Consider the following 23685-nt stretch of genomic DNA (forward strand, 5'->3'; position numbering starts at 1 on the left):
GGCGCTTTCGTCTTCTTTAGCCCGCTTTACCAAAAAGCCATCCGCGCCAAGGGGGTAAACGGCAGGCTGTGCTTTAATTAGCGGTATATGGCCTCAGGCGCTATTTCACGTGAAGGAAACAATGAAGGCATCTTCTGAAGAACTCAAAGTATTTGTCAGCGTGGTTGAAAACGGGAGCTTCAGCCGCGCGGCGGACACCTTGCAGATGGCCAATTCCGCCGTCAGCCGCACGATCAAAAAACTGGAAAATAAACTCGGACTGGCTTTACTGACGCGCACCACACGCAATCTTGCGTTAACGCAGGAAGGAGAACGTTATTTCCAGCAGGTTCAGCATTTTCTTCAGGTGATGACGGCCGCAGAAGACGCGTTGATAGAGAGCCGTCATGCGCCCAAGGGATTGTTACGTATTGATGCCGCCACTCCTGTCATACTGCATCTCCTGATGCCCATGATAAAAGCTTTTCGGGAGCGCTATCCCGAGATTGCCCTTTCACTGATTTCATCTGAAAACTTTATTAATCTCATCGAGCGTAAAGTCGATGTGGCGATTCGGGCAGGCAGCCTTACCGATTCAGGCCTGCGGGCACGACTGCTGTTCACCAGCTATCGCCGCTTTATTGCCTCTCCCGGGTATCTGGAGAAATATGGTATTCCTGTGTGCGCAGCCGATCTGGATAATCATCAGTGTCTCGGTTTTATTGATGCGCCACGTCTTAACCGCTGGCCAATCGCCTGTGACGATGGGGAACTTTACATCATCCGTTCGGAACTGGATTCTAACAGCGGAGAAACCATCAAGCAGCTTTGTCTGGACGGTAATGGGATTGCCTGCCTTTCTGATTATATGGTGCATAAAGAGATCGCTGACGGAAGTCTGGTGGAGATCCTGGCCGATCAACGTTTACCGGTAGAGATGCCGTTCAATGCTGTCTATTACAGCGATCTTGGCGTAAGCCAGCGCGTGCGTGCCTTTATTGATTTTTTAAGCGAATGGGTAGTAGAGCAACCCTGGCATATACAGGCTCAGTTACAGCCGTACACCCACCCCTGAAAGCAGTAATTTCCCTCGCCAGACTGTTTAAACATCATCTTCTGATGACGTTTACAGCGCAAATCCAGCCGCGTTTGCAGCCGTTCTGCGTCCCTGAAAGCACAGGAGGGCGTAAGCGAATACGGCGTCGTGAGAAGGACCGCCTGATGGTGAGTGCAAAGAGGGTGAGGTGAAGCCGGACCGTCAAAAACGCCTGTTCTGAGCGCCAGTCGAGGACAGACCAGAAGGTCAGCAGGAAGATTATGCAGCCGGGAGAGTGCGCGGAGGTAATGTCTTTTATATTAAGGAAAGGACTGAGTAGTACGCCAATGCGCGATCAATAAGCTGTGAAGTGATTGCCCTGGGCTGGTTGCCGTAGAAATGGAAAAAGCCCTGACCGTTAAGTCAGGGCTTTCCAATTAAGTGGCGGAACGGACGGGGCTCGAACCCGCGACCCCCTGCGTGACAGGCAGGTATTCTAACCAACTGAACTACCGCTCCACCGATTCTGTACTGATCGCAGAAAAACGTTCTGCTGTCAGGTGTTTCGCCCTTCCGCGTCACCGGTAAGGTCATGACCAGCGTGCTGGTCTTAAATTAATGCCTGGCAGTTTATGAATCACGCTGTGATTCACCCTTCGGGCCGCTGCGTTGCAGCGTTCAAAAGCGTTCGCTTTTGTCCTACTCTCTGTCGAGTAGCGAACTGCCCGAAGTTACGTGCAGGTTTTTTAATTTAATGCCTGGCAGTTCCCTACTCTCGCATGGGGAGACCCCACACTACCATCGGCGCTACGGCGTTTCACTTCTGAGTTCGGCATGGGGTCAGGTGGGACCACCGCGCTACAGCCGCCAGGCAAATTCTTTCTGCCCTGTCCTGTGTCTTTTGGGCTGATGCCGCGTTGGCGCCCTCGCGCTGCTCAGTCACATACTTCAGTATGCTCCTTCACATCGTCTCGGTTGCCGCCTTGCCTCAGCGCAAAATCCTCCGGACTCACGTCCGCAGAACAGAACCATATTCTTATCCGGTAAACAAGGCTGAAAATTCTTTCTGTCTCTCAACCCAAAACGCCTCTGGCGTTGTAAGGTTAAGCCTCACGGGTCATTAGTACCGGTAAGCTCAACGCATCGCTGCGCTTACACACCCGGCCTATCAACGTCGTCGTCTTCAACGTCCCTTCAGGAGGCTCGGAGCCTCAGGGAGAACTCATCTCGGGGCAAGTTTCGTGCTTAGATGCTTTCAGCACTTATCTTTTCCGCACTTAGCTACCGGGCAGTGCCACTGGCGTGACAACCCGGACACCAGCGGTGCGTTCACTCCGGTCCTCTCGTACTAGGAGCAACCCCCCTCAATTCTCCAGCGCCCACGGCAGATAGGGACCGAACTGTCTCACGACGTTCTAAACCCAGCTCGCGTACCACTTTAAACGGCGAACAGCCGTACCCTTGGGACCTACTTCAGCCCCAGGATGTGATGAGCCGACATCGAGGTGCCAAACACCGCCGTCGATATGAACTCTTGGGCGGTATCAGCCTGTTATCCCGGAGTACCTTTTATCCGTTGAGCGATGGCCCTTCCATTCAGAACCACCGGATCACTATGACCTGCTTTCGCACCTGCTCGAGCCGTCACTCTCGCAGTCAAGCTGGCTTATGCCATTGCACTAACCTCCTGATGTCCGACCAGGATTAGCCAACCTTCGTGCTCCTCCGTTACGCTTTGGGAGGAGACCGCCCCAGTCAAACTACCCACCAGACACTGTCCGCAGCCCGGATCACGGGCCCACGTTAGAACACCAAACATTAAAGGGTGGTATTTCAAGGACGGCTCCACGCAGACTGGCGTCCACGCTTCAAAGCCTCCCACCTATCCTACACATCAAGGCTCAGTGTTCAGTGTCAAGCTGTAGTAAAGGTTCACGGGGTCTTTCCGTCTTGCCGCGGGTACACTGCATCTTCACAGCGATTTCAATTTCACTGAGTCTCGGGTGGAGACAGCCTGGCCATCATTACGCCATTCGTGCAGGTCGGAACTTACCCGACAAGGAATTTCGCTACCTTAGGACCGTTATAGTTACGGCCGCCGTTTACCGGGGCTTCGATCAAGAGCTTCTCCTTACGGATAACCCCATCAATTAACCTTCCGGCACCGGGCAGGCGTCACACCGTATACGTCCACTTTCGTGTTTGCACAGTGCTGTGTTTTTAATAAACAGTTGCAGCCAGCTGGTATCTTCGACTGGCCTCGGCTCCGGGAGCAAGTCCCCTCACCTACGCGCCAGCGTGCCTTCTCCCGAAGTTACGGCACCATTTTGCCTAGTTCCTTCACCCGAGTTCTCTCAAGCGCCTGGGTATTCTCTACCTGACCACCTGTGTCGGTTTGGGGTACGATTTCGTGTTACCTGATGCTTAGAGGCTTTTCCTGGAAGCAGGGCATTTATCACTTCAGCACCGTGGTGCCTCGTCGTCACGCCTCAGTGTAAAGTGCACCGGATTTGCCTGGCGCACACACCTACACGCTTAAACCGGGACAACCGTCGCCCGGCCGATATAGCCTTCTCCGTCCCCCCTTCGCAGTAACACCAAGTACAGGAATATTAACCTGTTTCCCATCGACTACGCCTTTCGGCCTCGCCTTAGGGGTCGACTCACCCTGCTCCGATTAACGTTGAACAGGAACCCTTGGTCTTCCGGCGACAAGGTTTTTCACCTTGTTTATCGTTACTTATGTCAGCATTCGCACTTCTGATACCTCCAGCATGCCTCACAGCACACCTTCAGCGGCTTACAGAACGCTCCCCTACCCAGCAACGCTTACGCGTCGCTGCCGCAGCTTCGGTGCATGGTTTAGCCCCGTTACATCTTCCGCGCAGGCCGACTCGACCAGTGAGCTATTACGCTTTCTTTAAATGATGGCTGCTTCTAAGCCAACATCCTGGCTGTCTGTGCCTTCCCACATCGTTTCCCACTTAACCATGACTTTGGGACCTTAGCTGGCGGTCTGGGTTGTTTCCCTCTTCACGACGGACGTTAGCACCCGCCGTGTGTCTCCCGTGATAACATTCTCCGGTATTCGCAGTTTGCATCGGGTTGGTAAGCCGGGATGGCCCCCTAGCCGAAACAGTGCTCTACCCCGGAGATGAGTTCACGAGGCGCTACCTAAATAGCTTTCGGGGAGAACCAGCTATCTCCCGGTTTGATTGGCCTTTCACCCCCAGCCACAGGTCATCCGCTAATTTTTCAACATTAGTCGGTTCGGTCCTCCAGTTAGTGTTACCCAACCTTCAACCTGCCCATGGCTAGATCACCGGGTTTCGGGTCTATACCCTGCAACTTAACGCCCAGTTAAGACTCGGTTTCCCTGCGGCTCCCCTATACGGTTAACCTTGCTACAGAATATAAGTCGCTGACCCATTATACAAAAGGTACGCAGTCACACCACGAAGGTGCTCCCACTGCTTGTACGTACACGGTTTCAGGTTCTGTTTCACTCCCCTCGCCGGGGTTCTTTTCGCCTTTCCCTCACGGTACTGGTTCACTATCGGTCAGTCAGGAGTATTTAGCCTTGGAGGATGGTCCCCCCATATTCAGACAGGATACCACGTGTCCCGCCTTACTCATCGAACTCACAGCCTGTGCACCTTTGTGTACGGGAGTATCACCCTGTACCCTGCGACTTTCCAGACGCTTCCACTGATGCACAAGCTGATGCAGGTTCTGGGCTCCTCCCCGTTCGCTCGCCGCTACTGGGGGAATCTCGGTTGATTTCTTTTCCTCGGGGTACTTAGATGTTTCAGTTCCCCCGGTTCGCCTCATGCCGCTATGGATTCACTGCATGATAGTGTGACGAGTCACACTGGGTTTCCCCATTCGGGTATCGCCGGTTGTAGCGGTTCATATCACCTTACCGGCGCTTATCGCAGATTAGCACGCCCTTCATCGCCTCTGACTGCCAGGGCATCCACCGTGTACGCTTGGTCGCTTAACCTCACAACCCACAGGCGTTTTGCGCTTGCGTGTTATGAGCTTTTGAGAGACCCGAACGCATCGTGCTGTGTTCCTTATTACGGAGGAACACGACGTGCGTCGTTTCAAATTTTCAGCTTGTTCCGGATTGTTAAAGAGCAAATATCTCAAACGTGACCCTGAGGCCAGTTTTGAGATACTTTGTGGAGACACCTTTCACCTGTCACCAAGCAAGTGGCGTCCCCTAGGGGATTCGAACCCCTGTTGCCGCCGTGAAAGGGCGGAGTCCTAACCGCTAGACGAAGGGGACACGTACGTGTGTCTCGGCTTCGCAGCCGTCTTGCTTCTTCAGCTTTCTATCAGACAATCTGTGTGAGCACTGCGCACGAAGGTATCTTCAGGTAAGGAGGTGATCCAACCGCAGGTTCCCCTACGGTTACCTTGTTACGACTTCACCCCAGTCATGAATCACAAAGTGGTAAGCGCCCTCCCGAGGGTTAAGCTACCTACTTCTTTTGCAACCCACTCCCATGGTGTGACGGGCGGTGTGTACAAGGCCCGGGAACGTATTCACCGTGGCATTCTGATCCACGATTACTAGCGATTCCGACTTCACGGAGTCGAGTTGCAGACTCCGATCCGGACTACGACGCACTTTATGAGGTCCGCTTGCTCTCGCGAGGTCGCTTCTCTTTGTATGCGCCATTGTAGCACGTGTGTAGCCCTACTCGTAAGGGCCATGATGACTTGACGTCATCCCCACCTTCCTCCGGTTTATCACCGGCAGTCTCCTTTGAGTTCCCGACCGAATCGCTGGCAACAAAGGATAAGGGTTGCGCTCGTTGCGGGACTTAACCCAACATTTCACAACACGAGCTGACGACAGCCATGCAGCACCTGTCTCAGCGTTCCCGAAGGCACCAATCCATCTCTGGAAAGTTCGCTGGATGTCAAGAGTAGGTAAGGTTCTTCGCGTTGCATCGAATTAAACCACATGCTCCACCGCTTGTGCGGGCCCCCGTCAATTCATTTGAGTTTTAACCTTGCGGCCGTACTCCCCAGGCGGTCGACTTAACGCGTTAGCTCCGGAAGCCACTCCTCAAGGGAACAACCTCCAAGTCGACATCGTTTACGGCGTGGACTACCAGGGTATCTAATCCTGTTTGCTCCCCACGCTTTCGCACCTGAGCGTCAGTCTTCGTCCAGGGGGCCGCCTTCGCCACCGGTATTCCTCCAGATCTCTACGCATTTCACCGCTACACCTGGAATTCTACCCCCTCTACGAGACTCAAGCCTGCCAGTTTCAAATGCAGTTCCCAGGTTAAGCCCGGGGATTTCACATCTGACTTAACAGACCGCCTGCGTGCGCTTTACGCCCAGTAATTCCGATTAACGCTTGCACCCTCCGTATTACCGCGGCTGCTGGCACGGAGTTAGCCGGTGCTTCTTCTGCGGGTAACGTCAATTGATGAGGTTATTAACCTCACCACCTTCCTCCCCGCTGAAAGTACTTTACAACCCGAAGGCCTTCTTCATACACGCGGCATGGCTGCATCAGGCTTGCGCCCATTGTGCAATATTCCCCACTGCTGCCTCCCGTAGGAGTCTGGACCGTGTCTCAGTTCCAGTGTGGCTGGTCATCCTCTCAGACCAGCTAGGGATCGTCGCCTAGGTGGGCCGTTACCCCGCCTACAAGCTAATCCCATCTGGGCACATCCGATGGTGTGAGGCCCGGAGGTCCCCCACTTTGGTCTTGCGACGTTATGCGGTATTAGCTACCGTTTCCAGTAGTTATCCCCCTCCATCGGGCAGTTTCCCAGACATTACTCACCCGTCCGCCACTCGTCACCCGAGGAGCAAGCTCCTCTGTGCTACCGTCCGACTTGCATGTGTTAGGCCTGCCGCCAGCGTTCAATCTGAGCCATGATCAAACTCTTCAATTTAAAGTTTGATTTGCTGCAACCAGTGCAGCGATGCTCAAGGAAAACGTCGTAATGAATTTCAATACGTGTTCACTCTTAAGACTTGATATTTTTTGCGTCCGGAGACGCGGATATCAATCCTGCGAGTGCCCACACAGATTGTCTGATAAATTGTTAAAGAGCAGTGCAACCAGCGGGTTAACCGTCTGTTGCGAGGTGGCGTATATTACGCTTTCCTCCTTCAGAGTCAACCTCTTTTTCAGAAGTTTTTCTCCGGCGAAAACTCCGGAGAGTTCTCTGCTGAACACCGCGTTACGTAAGCCGTTGTGCCGTGTCAGTGGAGGCGCATTATAGGGAAGCTTTCGCAGAGCGCAAGTGCAAATTTAAACTTTTTTGCTGTTCGTCTGAAATTTGCACAAAAGCGCTGTTTTAACCCTTTTTAATACGGGAAGGGAGCGCCGCAAGACTCTCTATTACCCAGTCAGCCAATGCCTCGCCTTCCGGCGTAACCGGCTTACCACTGCGCACTAACACTTTCTTACCGACACCGGCGGCCTGGGCGGCCTGCATATCTTCCAGCTTATCCCCTACCATATAAGACGCAGCCATATCGATATGCAGCTCTTCTTGCGCCGCCAGCAGCATGCCGGGTTGCGGTTTACGGCAGTCGCACTGCTGGCGATACGCTTCTACCGTTGCATCCGGGTGATGTGGACAGAAATAGATCCCATCAAGGTCGACATCGCGATCGGCCAGCGACCAGTCCATCCACTCGGTAAGCTGCATAAACTGATCTTCACTAAACATGCCACGTGCGATGCCAGACTGGTTTGTCACGACAACCAGCGCAAAGCCCATCTTTTTGAGTTGCTGCAACGCTTCGATTACACCATCGATAAACTGAAAATGATCGATTTCGTGGACATAGCCGTGATCAACATTGAGGGTGCCATCGCGATCGAGAAAAATGGCCGGGACTTTATTCGCCACGTAGAAACTCCTGCTATAAAAATTGCCGCTCAGTATCGCACGATTGTCATAAAAGGGAGAATGCCCGTTTACATGACTTCGATTGATTTAGACGTCTGGATGCCTTAACATCCATCCAGCTTATGCATGCTGTCCTTTATGGCAGCACACCAGACCACGGATAATGCAAGACGGCAATAAATAACGTAATGATTAAATTAGAAAATATAACCAAAGTGTTCCAGCAAGGTTCGCGAACGATAAAGGCGTTATCTAACGTCAGCCTGCATGTCCCGGCCGGACAGATCTATGGCGTCATCGGCGCATCCGGTGCCGGAAAAAGTACGCTGATTCGTTGCGTGAATCTGCTCGAACGCCCTTCTTCAGGTCGTGTGTTGGTTGATGGCGCGGATTTAACGGCGCTGAGCGAACGACAGCTGACGCAGGCCCGCCGCCAGATTGGTATGATTTTTCAGCACTTCAACCTGATGAACTCCCGCACCGTCGCTGGCAATGTTGCGCTGCCATTAGAGTTGGGTAGCCTTTCTCGTGATGAAATTAAAAAGCGCGTCTCTGAGCTCCTGGAGCTGGTCGGCCTGGCGGATAAGCACGATGCCTGGCCTGCCAATCTCTCCGGCGGGCAAAAACAGCGTGTTGCCATTGCCCGCGCTCTGGCCAGTAACCCGAAAGTTCTGCTGTGTGATGAAGCCACCAGCGCATTAGATCCAGCCACCACGCGCTCAATTCTGGAATTACTGAAAGATATTAACCGCCGTCTGGGCCTGACTATTCTGTTAATTACCCATGAGATGGATGTGGTGAAACGCATCTGCGATCAGGTTGCGGTCATCAGCCAGGGTGAGCTGATTGAGAAAGACAGCGTAAGTGAAGTCTTCTCGTACCCCAAAACCCCGCTGGCGCAACAGTTCATCCAGTCAACCCTGCATCTGGATATTCCAGACGACTACCAGCAGCGCCTGTCGCCCGAAGCGGGTCCTGACAGCATGCCATTACTGCGTATGGAATTTACCGGCCAGTCCGTCGATGCACCATTGCTGTCTGAAGCAGCGCGGCGTTTCAATATCAATAACAACATTATCAGTGCGCAGATGGATTACGCCGGCGGTGTGAAGTTTGGCATCATGCTGGCGGAAATTCACGGTAGCGAAAGCGATACACAAGCCGCCATTCAGTGGCTGCAGGAACATCATGTCAAAGTCGAGGTATTAGGTTATGTCTGAAGCGATGATTGCGCTGCTGGGGCGCGGCGTCTGGGAAACGTTGATGATGACCTTTGTCTCTGGCTTTTTCGGCTTCGTTCTGGGTTTACCGGTCGGCGTACTGCTGTATGTCACCCGTCCGGGACAGATTCTTGAAAACAAAGGGCTGTACCGTGTGCTGTCCGCCCTGGTTAACATTTTCCGCTCGATCCCCTTCATTATCCTCCTTGTGTGGATGATTCCGTTTACCCGCGTCATCGTTGGAACCTCAATTGGCTTACAGGCGGCCATCGTGCCCCTGACTGTCGGTGCGGCACCGTTTATTGCCCGCATGGTTGAAAATGCCCTGCTGGAACTCCCGACCGGGTTAATTGAAGCATCACGCGCGATGGGTGCCACGCCGATGCAAATCGTGCGCAAAGTCCTGCTGCCCGAAGCCCTGCCCGGCCTTGTTAACGCGGCCACCATTACGTTGATTACCCTGGTAGGTTACTCGGCGATGGGCGGCGCAGTCGGCGCGGGCGGCCTCGGACAAATTGGCTACCAGTATGGTTATATCGGATATAACGCGACGGTGATGAATACGGTATTAGTGTTATTAGTCGTTTTGGTGTATCTCATACAATTCTGTGGCGACCGCATCGTGCGTGCTGTGTCCCATAAATAAGCAAGCAATATCACTATTAAGGAAAGGATATGTCTTTCAAATTTAAAAACATTGCCGCTGTGGGTGCATTAATTGGCGCGATTGCGCTGGCAGGATGCGATCAAAAAGCCAAAGATCCCAACCATATCAAAGTGGGCGTGATCGTCGGCGCTGAACAGCAGGTTGCCGAAGCGGCGGCCAAAGTGGCGAAAGATAAGTACGGTCTGGATGTTGAGCTGGTGACCTTTAATGACTATGTGCTGCCGAACGAAGCACTGAGCAAAGGCGATATCGATGTGAATGCGTTCCAGCACAAACCGTATCTGGATCAACAGATCAAAGATCGCGGTTACAAGCTGGTTTCTGTAGGTAACTCTTTTGTTTATCCGATTGCAGGCTATTCGAAAAAAATCAAATCGCTGGATCAACTGCAGGATGGCGCACAGGTTGCCATTCCTAACGATCCAACCAACCTGGGCCGTTCGCTGCTGCTGCTGCAGAAAGTGGGCCTGATCAAGCTGAAAGACGGTGTGGGCCTGCTGCCAACCTCGCTGGATATCGTTGAGAATCCAAAACACCTGAAGATTGTTGAGCTGGAGGCGCCACAGCTGCCACGTTCACTGGACGATCAGCAAATCGCCCTGGCCGTGATCAACACCACTTACGCCAGCCAGATTGGCCTGACGCCGGCGAAAGATGGCATCTTTGTGGAAGATAAAGACTCCCCTTACGTGAACCTGATTGTGGCGCGTGAAGACAACAAAGACGCGGAAAATGTGAAGAAATTCGTGCAGGCTTATCAGTCTGACGAAGTGGCTGACGCGGCCAATAAAGTGTTTAACGGTGGTGCCGTTAAAGGCTGGTAAGGTCGTCTGATCTTTTCCCTCAGGGCGGCTTTTAGCCGCCCTTTCTGTTATTGCCATTTGCTGACTTGTTATTTATCCGTGTCCTTGTTTCAATAACGCCACTTTTTGACACTTGAGGATGTTGCTATGCGTTTTTTACCGCTCTGCTTGTTAGCATTGATGCTGACAGGGTGTGTTCGGGAGTATCACCCAATAAGCAGCGCACCTTCTCATCCGCAGCAATCCAGCGAACCGACACGTAAGCCAACGTATCGTCCCGCCCCCGTTAAGGTGTACACCGATGCTGCCGATCTGGTGAGCAAGCCCTTCCGCGATCTGGGTGAAGTCTCCGCAGAAGATTGCCAGATGAGCAATCAGAGTTCACCGCCCAATATCGCTACCGCGCGTAAACGTATGCAGATTAAAGCCGCGCAGATGAAAGCTAATGCGGTACTGCTTCACAAATGTGAAATCGTGAGCAGCACCCCGGGCTGCTACCGTCAGGCTGTCTGCCAGGGTTCGGCGCTGAAAGTCACCAGTCAATGAGTGATTTTGCCTTTGCGCAGATCGGCGTAATCCGTTCGCCGTGGAAAGAAAAGTTCGCTGTCCCGCGTCAGCCTGGTCTGGTTCAGGACGGCGGCGGCGAACTGCATCTTTTGCCGCCTTATAATCAGGCAGAGGCCGTGCGCGGCCTGGAAGACTTCAGCCATCTCTGGGTGCTGTTTGTTTTTCATCAGACCCTGGAAGGCGGCTGGCGTCCGACCGTTCGCCCGCCCCGCCTGGGCGGTAACGCGCGCATGGGCGTTTTTGCTACGCGATCGACCTTTCGCCCTAATCCGATTGGGATGTCGCTGATTGAGCTCAAAGGCATCCGTTGCGCGAAGCAACAGGTCATTCTGGAGCTGGGCAGTCTGGATCTGGTGGACGGCACGCCGGTGGTCGATATCAAGCCCTATCTGCCCTTCGCCGAAGCCCTGCCTGAGGCGAGAGCGGGTTTTGCGCAGTCCGCGCCGGAAAGCAGCATGCCTGTGCGGTTTTCGCCGCTGGCCGGGCAGCAGTTGCAGCAGTATGCGCACTATCCCTATCTTGCCCGCTTTATCCGTGAGGTTCTTGCGCAGGATCCACGCCCCGCTTACCGTAAAGGTGAGGAAAAGGATCGCATTTATGCCGCCTCGCTGCTTGAGTTTACTGTGCGCTGGCGCGTTGATCATGCAGGCACGGAAGTCGTGGCCATCGATCCGCGTTAAAACCCGCTTTTTAGCCGGTGATCTCACTGGTACACTAGCCGCCAGCCTATTTTTGTCCGTGAATTTCCGATCAACTGGAATTGTAATCAATGCGTACTACTCAATATCTGCTCTCTACTCAGAAAGAGACACCGTCTGACGCGGAAGTGATCAGCCACCAGCTGATGCTGCGTGCCGGCATGATCCGTAAACTGGCCTCAGGGTTATATACCTGGCTGCCAACCGGACTGCGCGTATTAAAAAAAGTCGAAAACATCGTTCGCGAAGAAATGAACAACGCCGGTGCCATTGAGATTTCAATGCCTGTGGTCCAACCCGCAGACCTGTGGCAGGAGAGCGGCCGCTGGGAGCAGTACGGTCCAGAATTACTGCGTGTTGCCGATCGTCATGAACGTCCGTTTGTGCTCGGCCCAACGCATGAAGAAGTGATTACCGATCTGATTCGTAATGAGCTGAGCTCTTATAAACAGCTGCCGCTGAATCTGTATCAAATTCAGACCAAATTCCGTGATGAAGTGCGCCCACGTTTTGGCGTGATGCGTTCGCGCGAGTTCATCATGAAAGACGCCTACTCCTTCCATACCACGCAGGAATCACTGCAGGAAACCTATGACGCGATGTACCGCGCTTATAGTCAGATCTTCAGCCGTATGGGTCTGGATTTCCGTGCCGTGCAGGCGGACACCGGCTCGATTGGTGGCAGTGCCTCACATGAGTTCCAGGTACTGGCACAGAGCGGCGAAGATGATGTGATCTTCTCAACCGACTCTGACTATGCGGCGAACATTGAACTGGCCGAAGCCGTGGCACCGGCGGGCGAACGCCCTGCGCCTCAGGAAACAATGCGTCAGATCGATACACCGAATGCCAAAACCATCGCCGATCTGGTGAATCAGTTCCAGATGCCGATTGAGAAAACCGTGAAGACGCTGATGGTCAAGGGTGCAGAGGGAAGCGGTCATGCTCTGGTTGCCTTCCTGGTCCGCGGCGATCACGAACTGAACGAAATTAAGGCTGAAAAATCGCCGCTGGTTGCGTCACCGCTGGTTTTCGCGACCGAAGAAGAGATTCGTGCCGTGGTGGGTGCTGGCTTTGGTTCGCTGGGGCCGGTCGGGTTGACGATGCCGATTATCGCAGACCGTACCGTGGCGAAGATGAGTGATTTCTGCGCCGGTGCAAATGTGGACGGTAAGCACTACGTTGGCATTAACTGGGAACGCGATCTGCCCATGGCCGAGGTTGCTGATATCCGTAATGTGGTAGAAGGCGATCTGAGCCCGGACGGCAAAGGCACATTGCAGATCAAACGTGGTATCGAAGTAGGCCATATTTTCCAGTTGGGCACCAAATACTCCGAAGCGATGAAAGCGGCCGTTCAGGGTGAAGATGGTCGTAATCAGGTCATGACGATGGGGTGCTACGGCATCGGTATTACCCGTGTAGTGGCGGCGGCGATCGAGCAGAACCATGACGATCGCGGTATCATCTGGCCTGCGGCACTGGCCCCGTTCGACGTAGCGATTCTGCCAATGAACATGCAGAAATCATTCCGCGTAAAAGAGTTAGCGGAAGAACTGTACAACACGCTGCGCGCGAAAGGCGTCGAGGTGATTCTGGATGACCGTAAAGAACGTCCAGGCGTTATGTTCGCCGATATGGAACTGATTGGCGTCCCGCATACCATCGTGATTGGCGATCGCAATCTTGATAACCAGGAGATCGAATACAAAGCCCGTCGTGCCGGTGAAAAGCAGATGATTAAGCAGGATGAGATTGTCGATTTCCTGCTCAAGGCACTGAACAAGTAAGCCTGCCATAACGCCCCTTCATGGGGCGTTTTTTTTAACGCATGGTCGACTCTGTTCTCCTGACGACCACAGGTAATTCTCTGGCCACGTCTTACAGCACTTTACCGCGCAATGCTTTGGTCTGGCTGCGCCGTGATTTCCCTTCCAGCCTGCGCGCTTTCGACGCGCGTGTCGGTCGTGTTGAGCGCCGGACTTTCTCTACCTTCGTGAGCTCCTGAATCAAATTCACCAGCCGTTGCAGCGCCGCTTCGCGGTTCATCTCCTGGCTGCGGTATTCCTGCGCCTTGATGATAATCGTCCCGTCGCCGGTAATTAAATGATGGCTGGCACTGAGCAACCGCTCTTTATAAAACGGCGGCAGGGAAGACGCGGCGATATCAAAACGCAGATGAATAGCGGTGCTGGTTTTGTTGACGTGCTGGCCCCCTGCCCCCTGCGCCCGAATGGCCGTCAGTTCAATTTCATTGTCTGGCAGCTCGACATTCCGTGACAGCGCAATCATCGTCCACCCGCCTTTGTCCGGTTCCCGTTTTTTCGCTCTGACCTGTTCATCAACTTAACCTTTCGTGCTTTATCCTGAAACGTCTGATACGGCGTAGTCCGCTACTTTAGCAGTGATTTGCTCGCTGTTCCTGCTTTCGCCTGGCTGATTTTCTTGAAATGCCTGTGATATAGTCGCAAATCAACCAGAGTATTTATGCTCTGCTGAGGAGGTGCCCGTGCAAAAATATTGTGAGTTAGTTCGCCAAAAATATGCCGAAATTGGCAGCGGAGATCTGGGCTATATTCCCGATGCCATCGGCTGCGCGCTTAACGCGCTTGATGCTATTGCCGCGAATGCTGCGCTAAACTCTTCTCTCAGGGAACAGGCGGCTTATGCCGCCGCAAACTTATTGGTGAGCGACTATGTTGATGAATGAAGCTTATAAACCCATCAATTGCGATGACTACGATAATCTGGAACTCGCCTGCCAAAAAAACTGGATGCTGTCGCTGGCGTTAAAAGATGGCGAGCAGCTAAAGGCAAAGGCCAGGGACATCCTTTCACGTAAAAACGTGGAGTATCTGGCCATTGAACTGTCCGGTGAAACGCGCGAGTTACGTCTCGATCATATTGCCAGTTTTAGCCATCCTGAACTCGGCACCGTCGTGGTCAGCGAAGAGTAATTCACTTCCCGTCGGGCGGGATGCATTCCCGCCCATCTCATCAGGGCTTTAACGAACTGTAGTACGCCGCTAAATCTGTTATCTCCTCATCGCTGAGCCCCGCAACAAACGCTTTCATCACCTCTGCCTGACCACCGTTGCGCTCTCCCTTCTTATAGGCCTGTAGCGCGTGCGCGAGATAAGCGGCGTTTTGGCCCGCCAGGCTGGGATAAAGGGGAACCGTCGCAATGCCTTTCGGACCATGGCAGGCCGTACAGGCCGCCGAACGCTGTTCGCCCGCGTGAATATCGCCTGCGGCACAAGCCGGAAACAACGTAAAAAACGTTAATGCCACTATCCATTGTTTCACAACGATACTCCTGTAGGTTTGTGCCAGTGAATCTGCCAGCCCTGTGCCTCCCCTGCTGCGCCTTCACGGGTCACGAACAGGCCGGGCGCGCAAATAAGCGTTTGATTGTAATAAATGAGCGGAATACGTTCCCGCTGCCATGACGGGATATTCAACCCCTGCCAGATTTTCTTCATCTCGCGCCCGCCCGCGCGATCCACAATATGCACGTACCCTGTCGCGTGAAAACGCACAAATACCTGTTCCTCCGGCGTCGGTCGTCGTAGTAAAGGCATTGTATAATCGGGCTGCAGCGTGCCGATATGCTGCGGCAGGGGCAATGTCTGGTTGAGATTCTTCCAGGCGATTTCGCAGTCGCGTAACGATTCTCTGATCGGCAAAATATAAAGCTGCTGGCGATAACGGCGAATTTCGCTGTGGCCTAACCGTAGCCGTGGCTGGGCATCTTCACGACTCAGCATCACTTCCTGACGAATGCGGCGCAACGCATCGCGCGAGGGCATTTGCGCGCCCTGTCCGGCCAGCCAGCGACGCAGCAAAGCATTACTGCGCACTTCACTCATCGTCAGTAACGCGGAGAAACACAGGCTACCGTCCGGCTGAATCAGCGCAGCGAGTTGTTCCGCCAGCAACTCATCCAGCAGTTGCTCCTGCTCAGCACAGAGTGCCGCACTGCGCGCCGTCGCACTGGCGAAATGAGGCCAGCGTGCCACGACGGCCGGTAAGAGTTGCTGACGAAGAAAATTGCGGTCGTAACGCACATCCTGATTGCTCTCATCTTCAACCCATTGCAACTGATGCGTTTGGGCATACAGCTCTAATGACTGCCGGGAACAGCTTAACAGCGGGCGAAGCAGAGGGTTTTTACCCAGAGAGCCCGCCACCGGCATGGCCGCCAGACCGGCCGGGCCACTGCCGCGTTTCAGGGCCAGCAGGACGGTTTCACACTGATCGTCCAGGTGCTGTGCGGTAAGGAGTTTCTCATCCGCATGGAGCGCCTGGTGCAATGCCCGATAACGCGCCTGCCGCGCCGCCGCTTCAATGCCATCGCCCTGATCGGTTACCTGCACGCGCAGGATCTCGCAGGGGATCTGCCATGTTGCGCACAGGGTCTGGCAATGCGCCGCCCAGTGGTCGGCATTAGCACTGAGGCCATGATGGACATGCAGCGCACGCAACCGCGAGGCCGGATGGTGCTGTTGCCAGTCCCGCAGCTTATGCAGCAGGACGGTAGAATCCAGGCCACCGCTAAACGCCACTACCAGCGCGTCGTTTTCATTCAGCAGTGCGTCAAAATCAGACATGATAATTCCATAACTCAGGCAGTGGGACGAGCCATAAAGCCGCCAGTTTACGCCTGATACAACTCAAGCGGCAAACCATCCGGGTCAGCAAAAAAGGTACAGGGTTTCCCGGTAAGCGCGTCAATGCGAATGGGTTCGCATGTCACGCCCTGCGTGTCCAGATAGCGCACCGCGGCTTCCACGTCCGGCACGCTGAAAGCCAGATGGCGAAGGCCACAGGCTTCCGGCTGACTGACCCGGGCGGGCGGGTGTGGAAAGGAAAACAGCTCAATGGTGTACTGACCGTTTAACGCCAGATCGCCTTTCCACGAATCGCGCGCTTCGCGGTAGTGCTCACTTTGCAGTTCAAATCCCAGTATGTCGCAGTAAAAGGCTTTACTGCGATGATAATCTGACGCAATGATGGCGATATGGTGAATGTGCGTTAGCTGTAGCATGTTTGCTCCCTGTTGGTCCTTCATTCCTGTTCCCCGCTCTGTTTCAGCACACGTACCCGATATTCACCTTCTTCGGTTAGCGTCGCGCCGTGAATATCTGTCTCAAAGCCAGGATAGTGGCGCCCAATGCTACACAGCATGAGCAGGAAGTCGAGCACGGCGCGGCTTTGTTCTGTGATCATTTCGCCAGGCATCACCAGCGGTACACCGGGAGGATAAGGCAATATCATGTTGGCAGAGATACGGCCCACCAGCTCATTCATGTTTACGGTCTCAATATTGCCTTTCACCTGCTGCTGGAACGCCTGATGCGGCGTCATTTTCATCTCAGGTAAGACATCAAAGGCTTTCAGCATCAGACGCGGCAGGTCATGTTGCTGAATCAGGCGATGAATCCCCTGCGCCAGCGTCTGGATGCGCATCGTGCGGTAAAAGTCGGGATCTTCCGCATACAGATCCGGCAGCATGTTTTTTACGCGCAGATTCAGGTCGTAGGCGCGCTTAAATTCGGTTAATCCACGCAGCACGCTCATCGCCTTGGTCTTGTCGATGCCAATACTGAACAGGAACAACAGGTTATACGGACCGGTCTTTTCCACCACAATCCCACGCTCATCAAGGAATTTCGCCACCAGCGCAGCGGGGATCCCCTCTTCGGCCATTTCTCCTAACTCGCTCATGCCCGGTGTAAGAATGGTGACTTTGATCGGATCGAGATACATATGATCGCGATCGGCCTGGGTGAAACCATGCCACGCTTCGTCTCCCGGCTGGATCGGCCAGCACTGCGCTTCATCCACATGCTCTGGTTGCCAGATATCAAAGAACCAGCTGTCCGACTCTTCGCGCAACCGCTGTATTTCACGACGAAAATGTAACGCGCGCTCGACTGACCGATTGATGAGCCTTTTCCCCGGATTCCCCCGCAGCATGGCGGCGGCTGTTTCAATAGAGGAAACAATCGCGTAATTGGGCGATGTGGTGGTGTGCATCATGTAGGCTTCATTAAAGGTTTGTTCGTCGTACTCGCCTTTGATGTGAATTAATGAGGCCTGCGAAAAGGCAGCCAGCAGTTTATGCGTGGACTGGGTTTCATAAATCACCTTGCCCGGTATCCGCTCACCGCTCATGCCGCTTTTCCCCTCATAGATAGGGTGAAAATTGGTGTAAGGCACCCAGGCCGAATCAAAGTGAATCGAGGGGACGTCGAGCGTTTGCTTGATGTACTGCGTGTTATAAAGCAAACCGTCGTAGGTCGAGTTAGTAATTACTGCATGAACGGGCCAGCTGGCGCGCGGCGTGGCAGCCACTTTCTGTTCAATGCTGGTACGGGTAAATTCTTTTTGCGGAATGCCGCCCAGAATGCCTAAGGCATTGCGTGTGGGTTTTAGCCAGACAGGAATCAGATCGCTCATCATCAGCAAGTGGGTAAGCGACTTGTGGCAGTTACGGTCAACCAGAATCGTGCTGCCTGCCGGCGCGGCATACATGCCCACGATCTTGTTCGAGGTCGAGGTGCCGTTGGTCACCATATAGCTCTGTTCCGCACCGAACGTGCGGGCGATGTACTCTTCGGCCTCAAGATGTGGTCCGGTATGATCCAGCAGCGAGCCCAGCTCAGTCACCGAAATCGAAATATCCGACTTAAGCGTATTCGCGCCAAAGAAGTCATAGAACAAACAGCCCACCGGACTTTTCTGGAAGGCCGTCCCGGCCATATGGCCCGGAGTGCAGAACGTGTACTTTCCCTCTTTCACATAGGTGAACAACGCTTTGGTTAACGGTGGTGTAATGTGGTCGAGGTAATCATCCGTGTACTGGCGGATGTGCAAGGCGATATCGTCGGCCGCATTCAGCGCGTACTCAAAAAAATGCAGCGGTAGCCGCATCTCATTGATGCTGATATCCATTTGCGAGTGGGTATTAATAAAGGCATACAGGGGCAGGTATTCATTGAGCTGATTAATTTCACCGCACAGCTCAGGGCTGTTGTGCTCATCCCAGTCAAAAATCACACCGCTGATACGGGGATTGTGTTCAATCAGTTTGAGAAGATCATCTGTGTTTTTAGGCCGTATGAGCTGAAAACCTTGCTGACTCAGTGCTACATCCAACTCGCGTAACGGTTCATCTTTGTAAAACACGCCATGCGCGCCCATGATCGCCAGAATATTCAATGCACATCTCCCTGATTGTTGAGGCATTGAGTAAGCATAGCGAATTACGCCACGAAACCGCAGTCAGATTCGTGGCATAAAAAAAGCGGACCGGAGTCCGCTTTTACGTCACAGCACTGAATCAGGCGTAGCCATAACTCATCAGACGCTGATAACGGCGATCTAATAATTCTTCGGTGCTTAACCCTTCCAGGTCGGCCAGATCGGCCAGCAGTTGCTGTTTTAGCGTCTGCGCCATTTCTACCGGATGGCGATGCGCGCCGCCCAGTGGCTCAGGGATGACCGAATCAATCAGCTTAAGCTCTTTCAGACGCGGCGCGGTAATGCCCATCGCTTCTGCGGCCAGCGGCGCTTTATCGGCGCTTTTCCACAGAATAGAGGCACAGCCTTCCGGTGAAATGACCGAATAGGTGCTGTACTGCAGCATGTTCACTTTGTCGCCCACGCCGATAGCCAGTGCGCCACCCGAACCGCCCTCACCGATAACGGTACAGATAACCGGTACTTTCAGGCCTGACATTTCGCGCAGGTTGCGTGCGATAGCTTCAGACTGACCGCGCTCTTCCGCGCCCACGCCCGGATACGCACCCGGCGTGTCGATAAAGGTGATAATAGGCATTTTAAAGCGTTCGGCCATTTCCATCAGGCGCAACGCTTTGCGATAGCCTTCCGGTGCCGGCATACCAAAATTACGGCGAATCTTCTCTTTGGTTTCGCGCCCTTTCTGGTGACCGATGATCATCACAGGACGGCCGTCGAGGCGGGCAATCCCGCCGACAATCGCTTTGTCATCCGCATAAGCGCGGTCACCCGCAAGCTCATCGAAATCGTCAAACGCATTGCGCACATAATCAAAGGTATAAGGACGTAATGGATGTCGCGCCAGTTGGGCGATTTGCCATGCGCCCAAATCGGCGAAGATTTTACGTGTCAGCTCAACGCTTTTCTCGCGCAGACGCTTAACTTCTTCGTCGAGATTGACGTGTTTATCGTCCTGACGACCAATCGAGGTAAGCGAATCAATTTTTGCTTCCAGTTCTGCGATTGGCTGTTCAAAATCCAGGTAATTAAGACTCATAATGTTCCTGTTTTAGTCAAACTCCAGTTCTACCTGCTCCGATCCAATTAACGACCGCAAATCGTTGAGTAAACGATCGCTGGGCGATATTCGCCACGCTGCACCAAAGCGTAGCTTCGCTCGCGCGTCGGCTCTCTGATAGTAGAGATGCACCGGAATTGTCCCTGAACGATGAGGCTCAAGGGACTGACGGAGTCGGTTTAATAGCTGGTCATCAATTTGCCTGTCTGTCAGCGAGATAGCAAGTCCGCGCGCGTATTTTTCACGCGCTTCATCTATGTCCATGACTTCACGGGCGGTCATTTTAAGGCCACCACTAAAGTCATCAAAGCTGACCTGTCCGCTGACGATCAGGATACGGTCTTTCTCCAGCAGTTGCTGGTATTTATCTAACGCATCGGTAAATAACATGACTTCAAGACGGCCAGAGCGGTCGTCCAGTGTACAAATACCAATTCGGTTGCCGCGTTTGGTCACCATTACACGCGCAGCAATCACCAGGCCTGCCGCGACGGTAATCTTACCACGATCGGTCGGATGCATATCTTTCAAACGCATCCCACCCACGTAACGCTCAATTTCTTTCAGATACTGGTTAATCGGGTGGCCGGTCAGATACAAACCCAGGGTTTCCCGTTCACCGTCCAGTTGCACCTGTTCCGGCCATGGCGTGACGCTGGCGTAAGACTGTTCGACCTGCTCAGGCTCATCGGCCAGCACGCCAAACATGTCGGCCTGACCGATTGCTTCCGCTTTAGCATGCTGATCTGCCGCTTTCAGCGCATCGTTCAGTGCGCTCATCAGGGCGGCACGATGTGGGCCCAGACGATCAAAGGCGCCGGACATGATCAACTTTTCCATCACGCGGCGATTGATCTTTTTGGTATCCGTTCGCGCGCAGAGATCGAACAGTTCGCGGAAGTAACCGCCTTCGTTACGCGCATCGATGATCGCTTCGATCGGCCCTTCCCCCACACCTTTGATGGCGCCGATACCGTAAACGATCTCGCCCTCATCATTAACGTGGAACTGATACAGACCTGAGTTAATGTCCGGCGGCAGGACTTTCAGGCCCATGCGCCAGCATTCATCTACCAGACCCACCACTTTTTCTGTGTTGTCCATATCCGCCGTCATCACAGCCGCCATGAATTCCGCTGGATAGTGCGCTTTCAGCCATAAGGTCTGATAAGACACCAGCGCGTAAGCGGCGGAGTGCGACTTGTTAAAGCCATAACCCGCGAATTTCTCTACCAGATCGAAGATTTTCATCGACAGTTCGCCATCGATGCCCATCTTTTCCGCGCCCTCTTTAAAAACAGAGCGCTGTTTGGCCATCTCTTCAGGCTTCTTCTTACCCATGGCGCGACGCAGCATGTCCGCCCCGCCCAGCGTGTAGCCGGACAAGACCTGGGCAATCTGCATAACCTGTTCCTGGTAGAGGATAATGCCGTAGGTCGGCTCCAGTACCGGCTTCAGGCTTTCGTGTTGCCACTGAATATCCGGGTAAGAGATGGCTTCCCGACCGTGCTTACGGTCAATGAAGTTATCAACCATGCCCGACTGTAAGGGCCCCGGACGGAACAGGGCCACAAGCGCGATCATATCTTCAAAACAGTCAGGCTTCAGGCGCTTAATCAGATCTTTCATGCCGCGCGATTCAAGCTGGAAAACCGCAGTGGTTTCCGCGCGCTGCAGCATGTCGAAGCTCTTTTTGTCTTCAAGCGGAATGGTTGCGATATCGATCGGCGGTAAGCCCTGCTTTTCGCGGCGCGGGTTAATCATTTTCAGCGCCCAGTCAATGATGGTGAGCGTTCGCAGCCCCAGGAAGTCAAACTTTACCAGGCCCGCATATTCCACATCATTTTTATCGAACTGGGTTACCGGATACTGACCGTTTTCATCACAATACAGCGGTGCAAAATCGGTGATCTTCGTTGGCGCGATCACCACGCCACCCGCATGTTTACCGGCGTTTCGGGTTACCCCTTCCAGCTTCCGCGCCATATCGATAAGCGCTTTAACCTCTTCATCCGCCTCGTAAATTTCAGGCAGCTGCGGTTCCGCGGCAAAGGCTTTGTCCAGCGTCATGCCCGGATCGGGCGGCACCAGTTTTGAAATACGATCGACAAAACCATAGGGATGGCCCAGCACGCGGCCCACGTCACGAATGACCGCCTTAGCCGCCATCGTACCGAAGGTAATAATCTGGGATACCGCTTCGCGGCCGTACATATCGGCCACGTGTTCAATCACCTGGTCACGTTTTTCCATACAGAAATCGACGTCGAAATCGGGCATGGAAACGCGTTCAGGGTTAAGAAAACGTTCGAACAGCAGGTCGAACTCAAGGGGATCGAGATCGGTAATTTTGAGCGCATAGGCCACCAGCGAACCGGCCCCCGAACCGCGTCCCGGCCCTACCGGTACGCCGTTATCTTTCGACCACTGGATAAACTCCATTACGATCAGGAAGTAGCCGGGGAATCCCATCTGGTTGATTACGTTCAGTTCAACGTCCAGACGTTCATCGTATTCCGGCCGTTTTTCCGCCCGCACGGCTTCATCCGGGAACAGCATCGCCAGACGCTCTTCCAGCCCCTCACGGGATTTCATTACCAGGAAATCCTCGGTGGTCATGTCGCCCGTCGGGAACTGCGGCAGAAAGTACTCACCCAGTCTGACGGTGACGTTACAACGCTTAGCAATCTCTACGCTGTTTTCGAGCGCTTCAGGGATGTCTGCGAACAACTCGCACATCTCGTCTTCGCTGCGCATATATTGCTGAGGACTGTAATTACGGGGCCGTTTAGGATCGTCCAGCGTATAACCATCATGAATGGCGACGCGAATTTCATGCGCATCAAAGTCCTCTTCATTCAGGAAGCAGACCTCGTTCGTGGCCACAACCGGGATGCCTTCGGCAATCGCCAGCTCAACGGCGGCGTGCAGATAGGTTTCTTCGTCGGGTCGGCCGGTACGTACCAGTTCCAGGTAATAGCGATCGGCAAAATGTTGCTGATAAAATGCCAGGCACTCTGAAACCAGTGCGCTGTTACCGCGCAGCAGACTGCGCCCCACATCTCCACGACGGCCACCTGACAGCAGGATCAGACCTTCCTGTAATTCAGCCAGCCAGTCACGATCGATTATCGGACCGGCCACACCGTAACCGCGTTGATACGCGCGGGAAATGAGTAACGTGAGGTTTTGATAGCCGGTGTTGTTGGCCGCCAGCACCGTAATCTGGGTCAGTTCATCCCCCATCAGTTCACTGGCAACGTTAAAATCCGCCCCGATAATCGGTTTGATCCCCGCCCCATGCGCACCACCGTAAAATTTCACCAGACCACACAGGTTGGTGAAGTCGGTAATCGCCATGGCTGGCATGCCTAACGCAGCCGCTTTCTTAATCAGCGGGCCGGTTTTCGCCAGGCCGTCGATCATGGAATAGTCGCTGTGAACATGCAGATGTATAAAACGGGGTTCGGCCATATCAGTTTCCGGTTAAAACAGGGGC

Annotated in this window: 17 protein-coding genes, 2 tRNA genes and 3 rRNA genes; 9 read left to right on the top strand and 13 right to left on the bottom strand. The window is 53.7% G+C overall.

Translation table 11 applies throughout. The annotated features are described in order from the left end of the window. Nucleotides 1–121: 121 nt before the first annotated feature. Complete coding sequence (gene yafC, locus C1N59_RS16105) at nt 122–1054, top strand: DNA-binding transcriptional regulator YafC (RefSeq protein ID WP_110268558.1); 933 nt, start codon at nt 122–124, stop codon at nt 1052–1054. A 403-nt stretch (nt 1055–1457) separates the two neighbouring features. Here the strand turns inward: yafC and C1N59_RS16110 are convergent. The 6 genes from C1N59_RS16110 to gmhB all read right to left on the bottom strand — a co-directional run bounded on the left by C1N59_RS16110 (nt 1458) and on the right by gmhB (nt 7908). Continuing rightward, a tRNA-Asp gene (locus C1N59_RS16110) sits at nt 1458–1534 on the bottom strand. A 237-nt stretch (nt 1535–1771) separates the two neighbouring features. Next, nucleotides 1772–1887: ribosomal RNA gene (gene rrf / locus C1N59_RS16115) — 5S ribosomal RNA — on the bottom strand. 227 nt (nt 1888–2114) lie between these two features. Beyond that, nucleotides 2115–5018: ribosomal RNA gene (locus C1N59_RS16120) — 23S ribosomal RNA — on the bottom strand. Nucleotides 5019–5231: 213 nt separating this feature from the next. Then, nucleotides 5232–5306, bottom strand: a tRNA-Glu gene (locus C1N59_RS16125). A 92-nt stretch (nt 5307–5398) separates the two neighbouring features. Beyond that, nucleotides 5399–6939: ribosomal RNA gene (locus C1N59_RS16130) — 16S ribosomal RNA — on the bottom strand. Together the 16S, 23S and 5S rRNA genes with 2 tRNA genes alongside form the textbook arrangement of a ribosomal RNA operon. Before the next feature lie 408 nt (nt 6940–7347). Then, on the bottom strand, nt 7348–7908 hold the full coding sequence (gene gmhB / locus C1N59_RS16135; RefSeq protein ID WP_006117790.1) for a D-glycero-beta-D-manno-heptose 1,7-bisphosphate 7-phosphatase: 561 nt from the start codon (nt 7906–7908) through the stop codon (nt 7348–7350). A 188-nt stretch (nt 7909–8096) separates the two neighbouring features. Between gmhB and metN the strand changes: the two genes are divergently transcribed. The 6 genes from metN to proS all read left to right on the top strand — a co-directional run bounded on the left by metN (nt 8097) and on the right by proS (nt 13653). Continuing rightward, nucleotides 8097–9128: a methionine ABC transporter ATP-binding protein MetN gene (gene metN, locus C1N59_RS16140; protein WP_394549874.1), complete on the top strand. Its 1032-nt coding sequence runs from the start codon at nt 8097–8099 to the stop codon at nt 9126–9128. After that, the gene (locus C1N59_RS16145; RefSeq protein ID WP_006117788.1) at nt 9121–9774 is read left to right on the top strand and encodes a methionine ABC transporter permease MetI; all 654 of its coding nucleotides are present in this window, start codon (nt 9121–9123) and stop codon (nt 9772–9774) included. Before metN ends, C1N59_RS16145 begins: the two co-directional genes overlap by 8 nt. A 29-nt stretch (nt 9775–9803) precedes the next feature. Then, entirely contained in the window at nt 9804–10619 is an 816-nt protein-coding gene (locus C1N59_RS16150) for a MetQ/NlpA family lipoprotein (RefSeq protein WP_033740328.1), read from the top strand. Between the two features lie 126 nt (nt 10620–10745). Beyond that, nucleotides 10746–11144, top strand: a complete 399-nt coding sequence (rcsF, locus tag C1N59_RS16155) for an Rcs stress response system protein RcsF (protein WP_006117786.1) — start codon at nt 10746–10748, stop codon at nt 11142–11144. Next, nucleotides 11141–11845, top strand: a complete 705-nt coding sequence (tsaA, locus tag C1N59_RS16160; RefSeq protein WP_394549875.1) for a tRNA (N6-threonylcarbamoyladenosine(37)-N6)-methyltransferase TrmO — start codon at nt 11141–11143, stop codon at nt 11843–11845. Before rcsF ends, tsaA begins: the two co-directional genes overlap by 4 nt. Nucleotides 11846–11934: 89 nt before the next feature. Beyond that, on the top strand, nt 11935–13653 hold the full coding sequence (proS, locus tag C1N59_RS16165; protein ID WP_033740325.1) for a proline--tRNA ligase: 1719 nt from the start codon (nt 11935–11937) through the stop codon (nt 13651–13653). Nucleotides 13654–13744: 91 nt separating this feature from the next. Here the strand turns inward: proS and arfB are convergent, their stop codons facing one another. Next, the gene (gene arfB, locus C1N59_RS16170) at nt 13745–14155 is read right to left on the bottom strand and encodes an alternative ribosome rescue aminoacyl-tRNA hydrolase ArfB (RefSeq protein ID WP_006117783.1); all 411 of its coding nucleotides are present in this window, start codon (nt 14153–14155) and stop codon (nt 13745–13747) included. A 217-nt stretch (nt 14156–14372) separates the two neighbouring features. Here arfB and C1N59_RS16175 point away from each other — a divergent pair, with 217 nt between their 5' ends. Together C1N59_RS16175 and rof are read left to right on the top strand one after the other, a co-directional pair. Then, the gene (locus tag C1N59_RS16175; protein WP_033740323.1) at nt 14373–14573 is read left to right on the top strand and encodes a YaeP family protein; all 201 of its coding nucleotides are present in this window, start codon (nt 14373–14375) and stop codon (nt 14571–14573) included. Beyond that, nucleotides 14560–14820 carry a Rho-binding antiterminator gene (rof, locus tag C1N59_RS16180; protein WP_033740322.1) on the top strand — a complete coding sequence of 87 codons (261 nt, stop codon included), beginning with the start codon at nt 14560–14562 and terminating at the stop codon, nt 14818–14820. Before C1N59_RS16175 ends, rof begins: the two co-directional genes overlap by 14 nt. A 40-nt stretch (nt 14821–14860) precedes the next feature. Here the strand turns inward: rof and C1N59_RS16185 are convergent, their stop codons facing one another. From C1N59_RS16185 to dnaE, 6 genes are all read right to left on the bottom strand, one after another. Beyond that, nucleotides 14861–15169 (bottom strand): c-type cytochrome, encoded by a 309-nt coding sequence (locus tag C1N59_RS16185; RefSeq protein ID WP_006117780.1) that lies wholly within the window; start codon nt 15167–15169, stop codon nt 14861–14863. Continuing rightward, nucleotides 15166–16473, bottom strand: coding sequence for a tRNA lysidine(34) synthetase TilS (tilS, locus tag C1N59_RS16190; RefSeq protein ID WP_394549876.1), 1308 nt, complete (start codon nt 16471–16473; stop codon nt 15166–15168). The genes C1N59_RS16185 and tilS overlap by 4 nt, the downstream gene beginning before the upstream one ends. Nucleotides 16474–16520: 47 nt before the next feature. After that, nucleotides 16521–16910: a VOC family protein gene (locus C1N59_RS16195; RefSeq protein WP_033740319.1), complete on the bottom strand. Its 390-nt coding sequence runs from the start codon at nt 16908–16910 to the stop codon at nt 16521–16523. 20 nt (nt 16911–16930) lie between these two features. Then, nucleotides 16931–19087, bottom strand: coding sequence for a lysine decarboxylase LdcC (locus tag C1N59_RS16200; protein ID WP_394549877.1), 2157 nt, complete (start codon nt 19085–19087; stop codon nt 16931–16933). A gap of 121 nt (nt 19088–19208) precedes the next feature. Further along, entirely contained in the window at nt 19209–20165 is a 957-nt protein-coding gene (gene accA, locus C1N59_RS16205) for an acetyl-CoA carboxylase carboxyl transferase subunit alpha (protein ID WP_033740317.1), read from the bottom strand. Between the two features lie 12 nt (nt 20166–20177). Then, a complete protein-coding gene (gene dnaE, locus C1N59_RS16210; RefSeq protein ID WP_033740316.1) occupies nt 20178–23660 on the bottom strand; it encodes a DNA polymerase III subunit alpha in 3483 nt (1160 codons plus the stop codon). Nucleotides 23661–23685: the final 25 nt, after the last annotated feature.

The sequence above is a fragment of the Pantoea sp. SGAir0183 genome (genome assembly GCF_043545505.1).

What these genes read in the sequence shown, in the direction of transcription:
- yafC (WP_110268558.1), top strand. Translation starts at nt 122, where the DNA reads ATGAAGGCATCTTCTGAAGAACTCAAAGTATTTGTCAGCGTGGTTGAA.
- metN (WP_394549874.1), top strand. Translation starts at nt 8,097, where the DNA reads ATGATTAAATTAGAAAATATAACCAAAGTGTTCCAGCAAGGTTCGCGA.
- C1N59_RS16145 (WP_006117788.1), top strand. Translation starts at nt 9,121, where the DNA reads ATGTCTGAAGCGATGATTGCGCTGCTGGGGCGCGGCGTCTGGGAAACG.
- C1N59_RS16150 (WP_033740328.1), top strand. Translation starts at nt 9,804, where the DNA reads ATGTCTTTCAAATTTAAAAACATTGCCGCTGTGGGTGCATTAATTGGC.
- rcsF (WP_006117786.1), top strand. Translation starts at nt 10,746, where the DNA reads ATGCGTTTTTTACCGCTCTGCTTGTTAGCATTGATGCTGACAGGGTGT.
- tsaA (WP_394549875.1), top strand. Translation starts at nt 11,141, where the DNA reads ATGAGTGATTTTGCCTTTGCGCAGATCGGCGTAATCCGTTCGCCGTGG.
- proS (WP_033740325.1), top strand. Translation starts at nt 11,935, where the DNA reads ATGCGTACTACTCAATATCTGCTCTCTACTCAGAAAGAGACACCGTCT.
- arfB (WP_006117783.1), bottom strand. Translation starts at nt 14,155, where the DNA reads ATGATTGCGCTGTCACGGAATGTCGAGCTGCCAGACAATGAAATTGAA.
- rof (WP_033740322.1), top strand. Translation starts at nt 14,560, where the DNA reads ATGTTGATGAATGAAGCTTATAAACCCATCAATTGCGATGACTACGAT.
- tilS (WP_394549876.1), bottom strand. Translation starts at nt 16,473, where the DNA reads ATGTCTGATTTTGACGCACTGCTGAATGAAAACGACGCGCTGGTAGTG.
- C1N59_RS16195 (WP_033740319.1), bottom strand. Translation starts at nt 16,910, where the DNA reads ATGCTACAGCTAACGCACATTCACCATATCGCCATCATTGCGTCAGAT.
- accA (WP_033740317.1), bottom strand. Translation starts at nt 20,165, where the DNA reads ATGAGTCTTAATTACCTGGATTTTGAACAGCCAATCGCAGAACTGGAA.
- dnaE (WP_033740316.1), bottom strand. Translation starts at nt 23,660, where the DNA reads ATGGCCGAACCCCGTTTTATACATCTGCATGTTCACAGCGACTATTCC.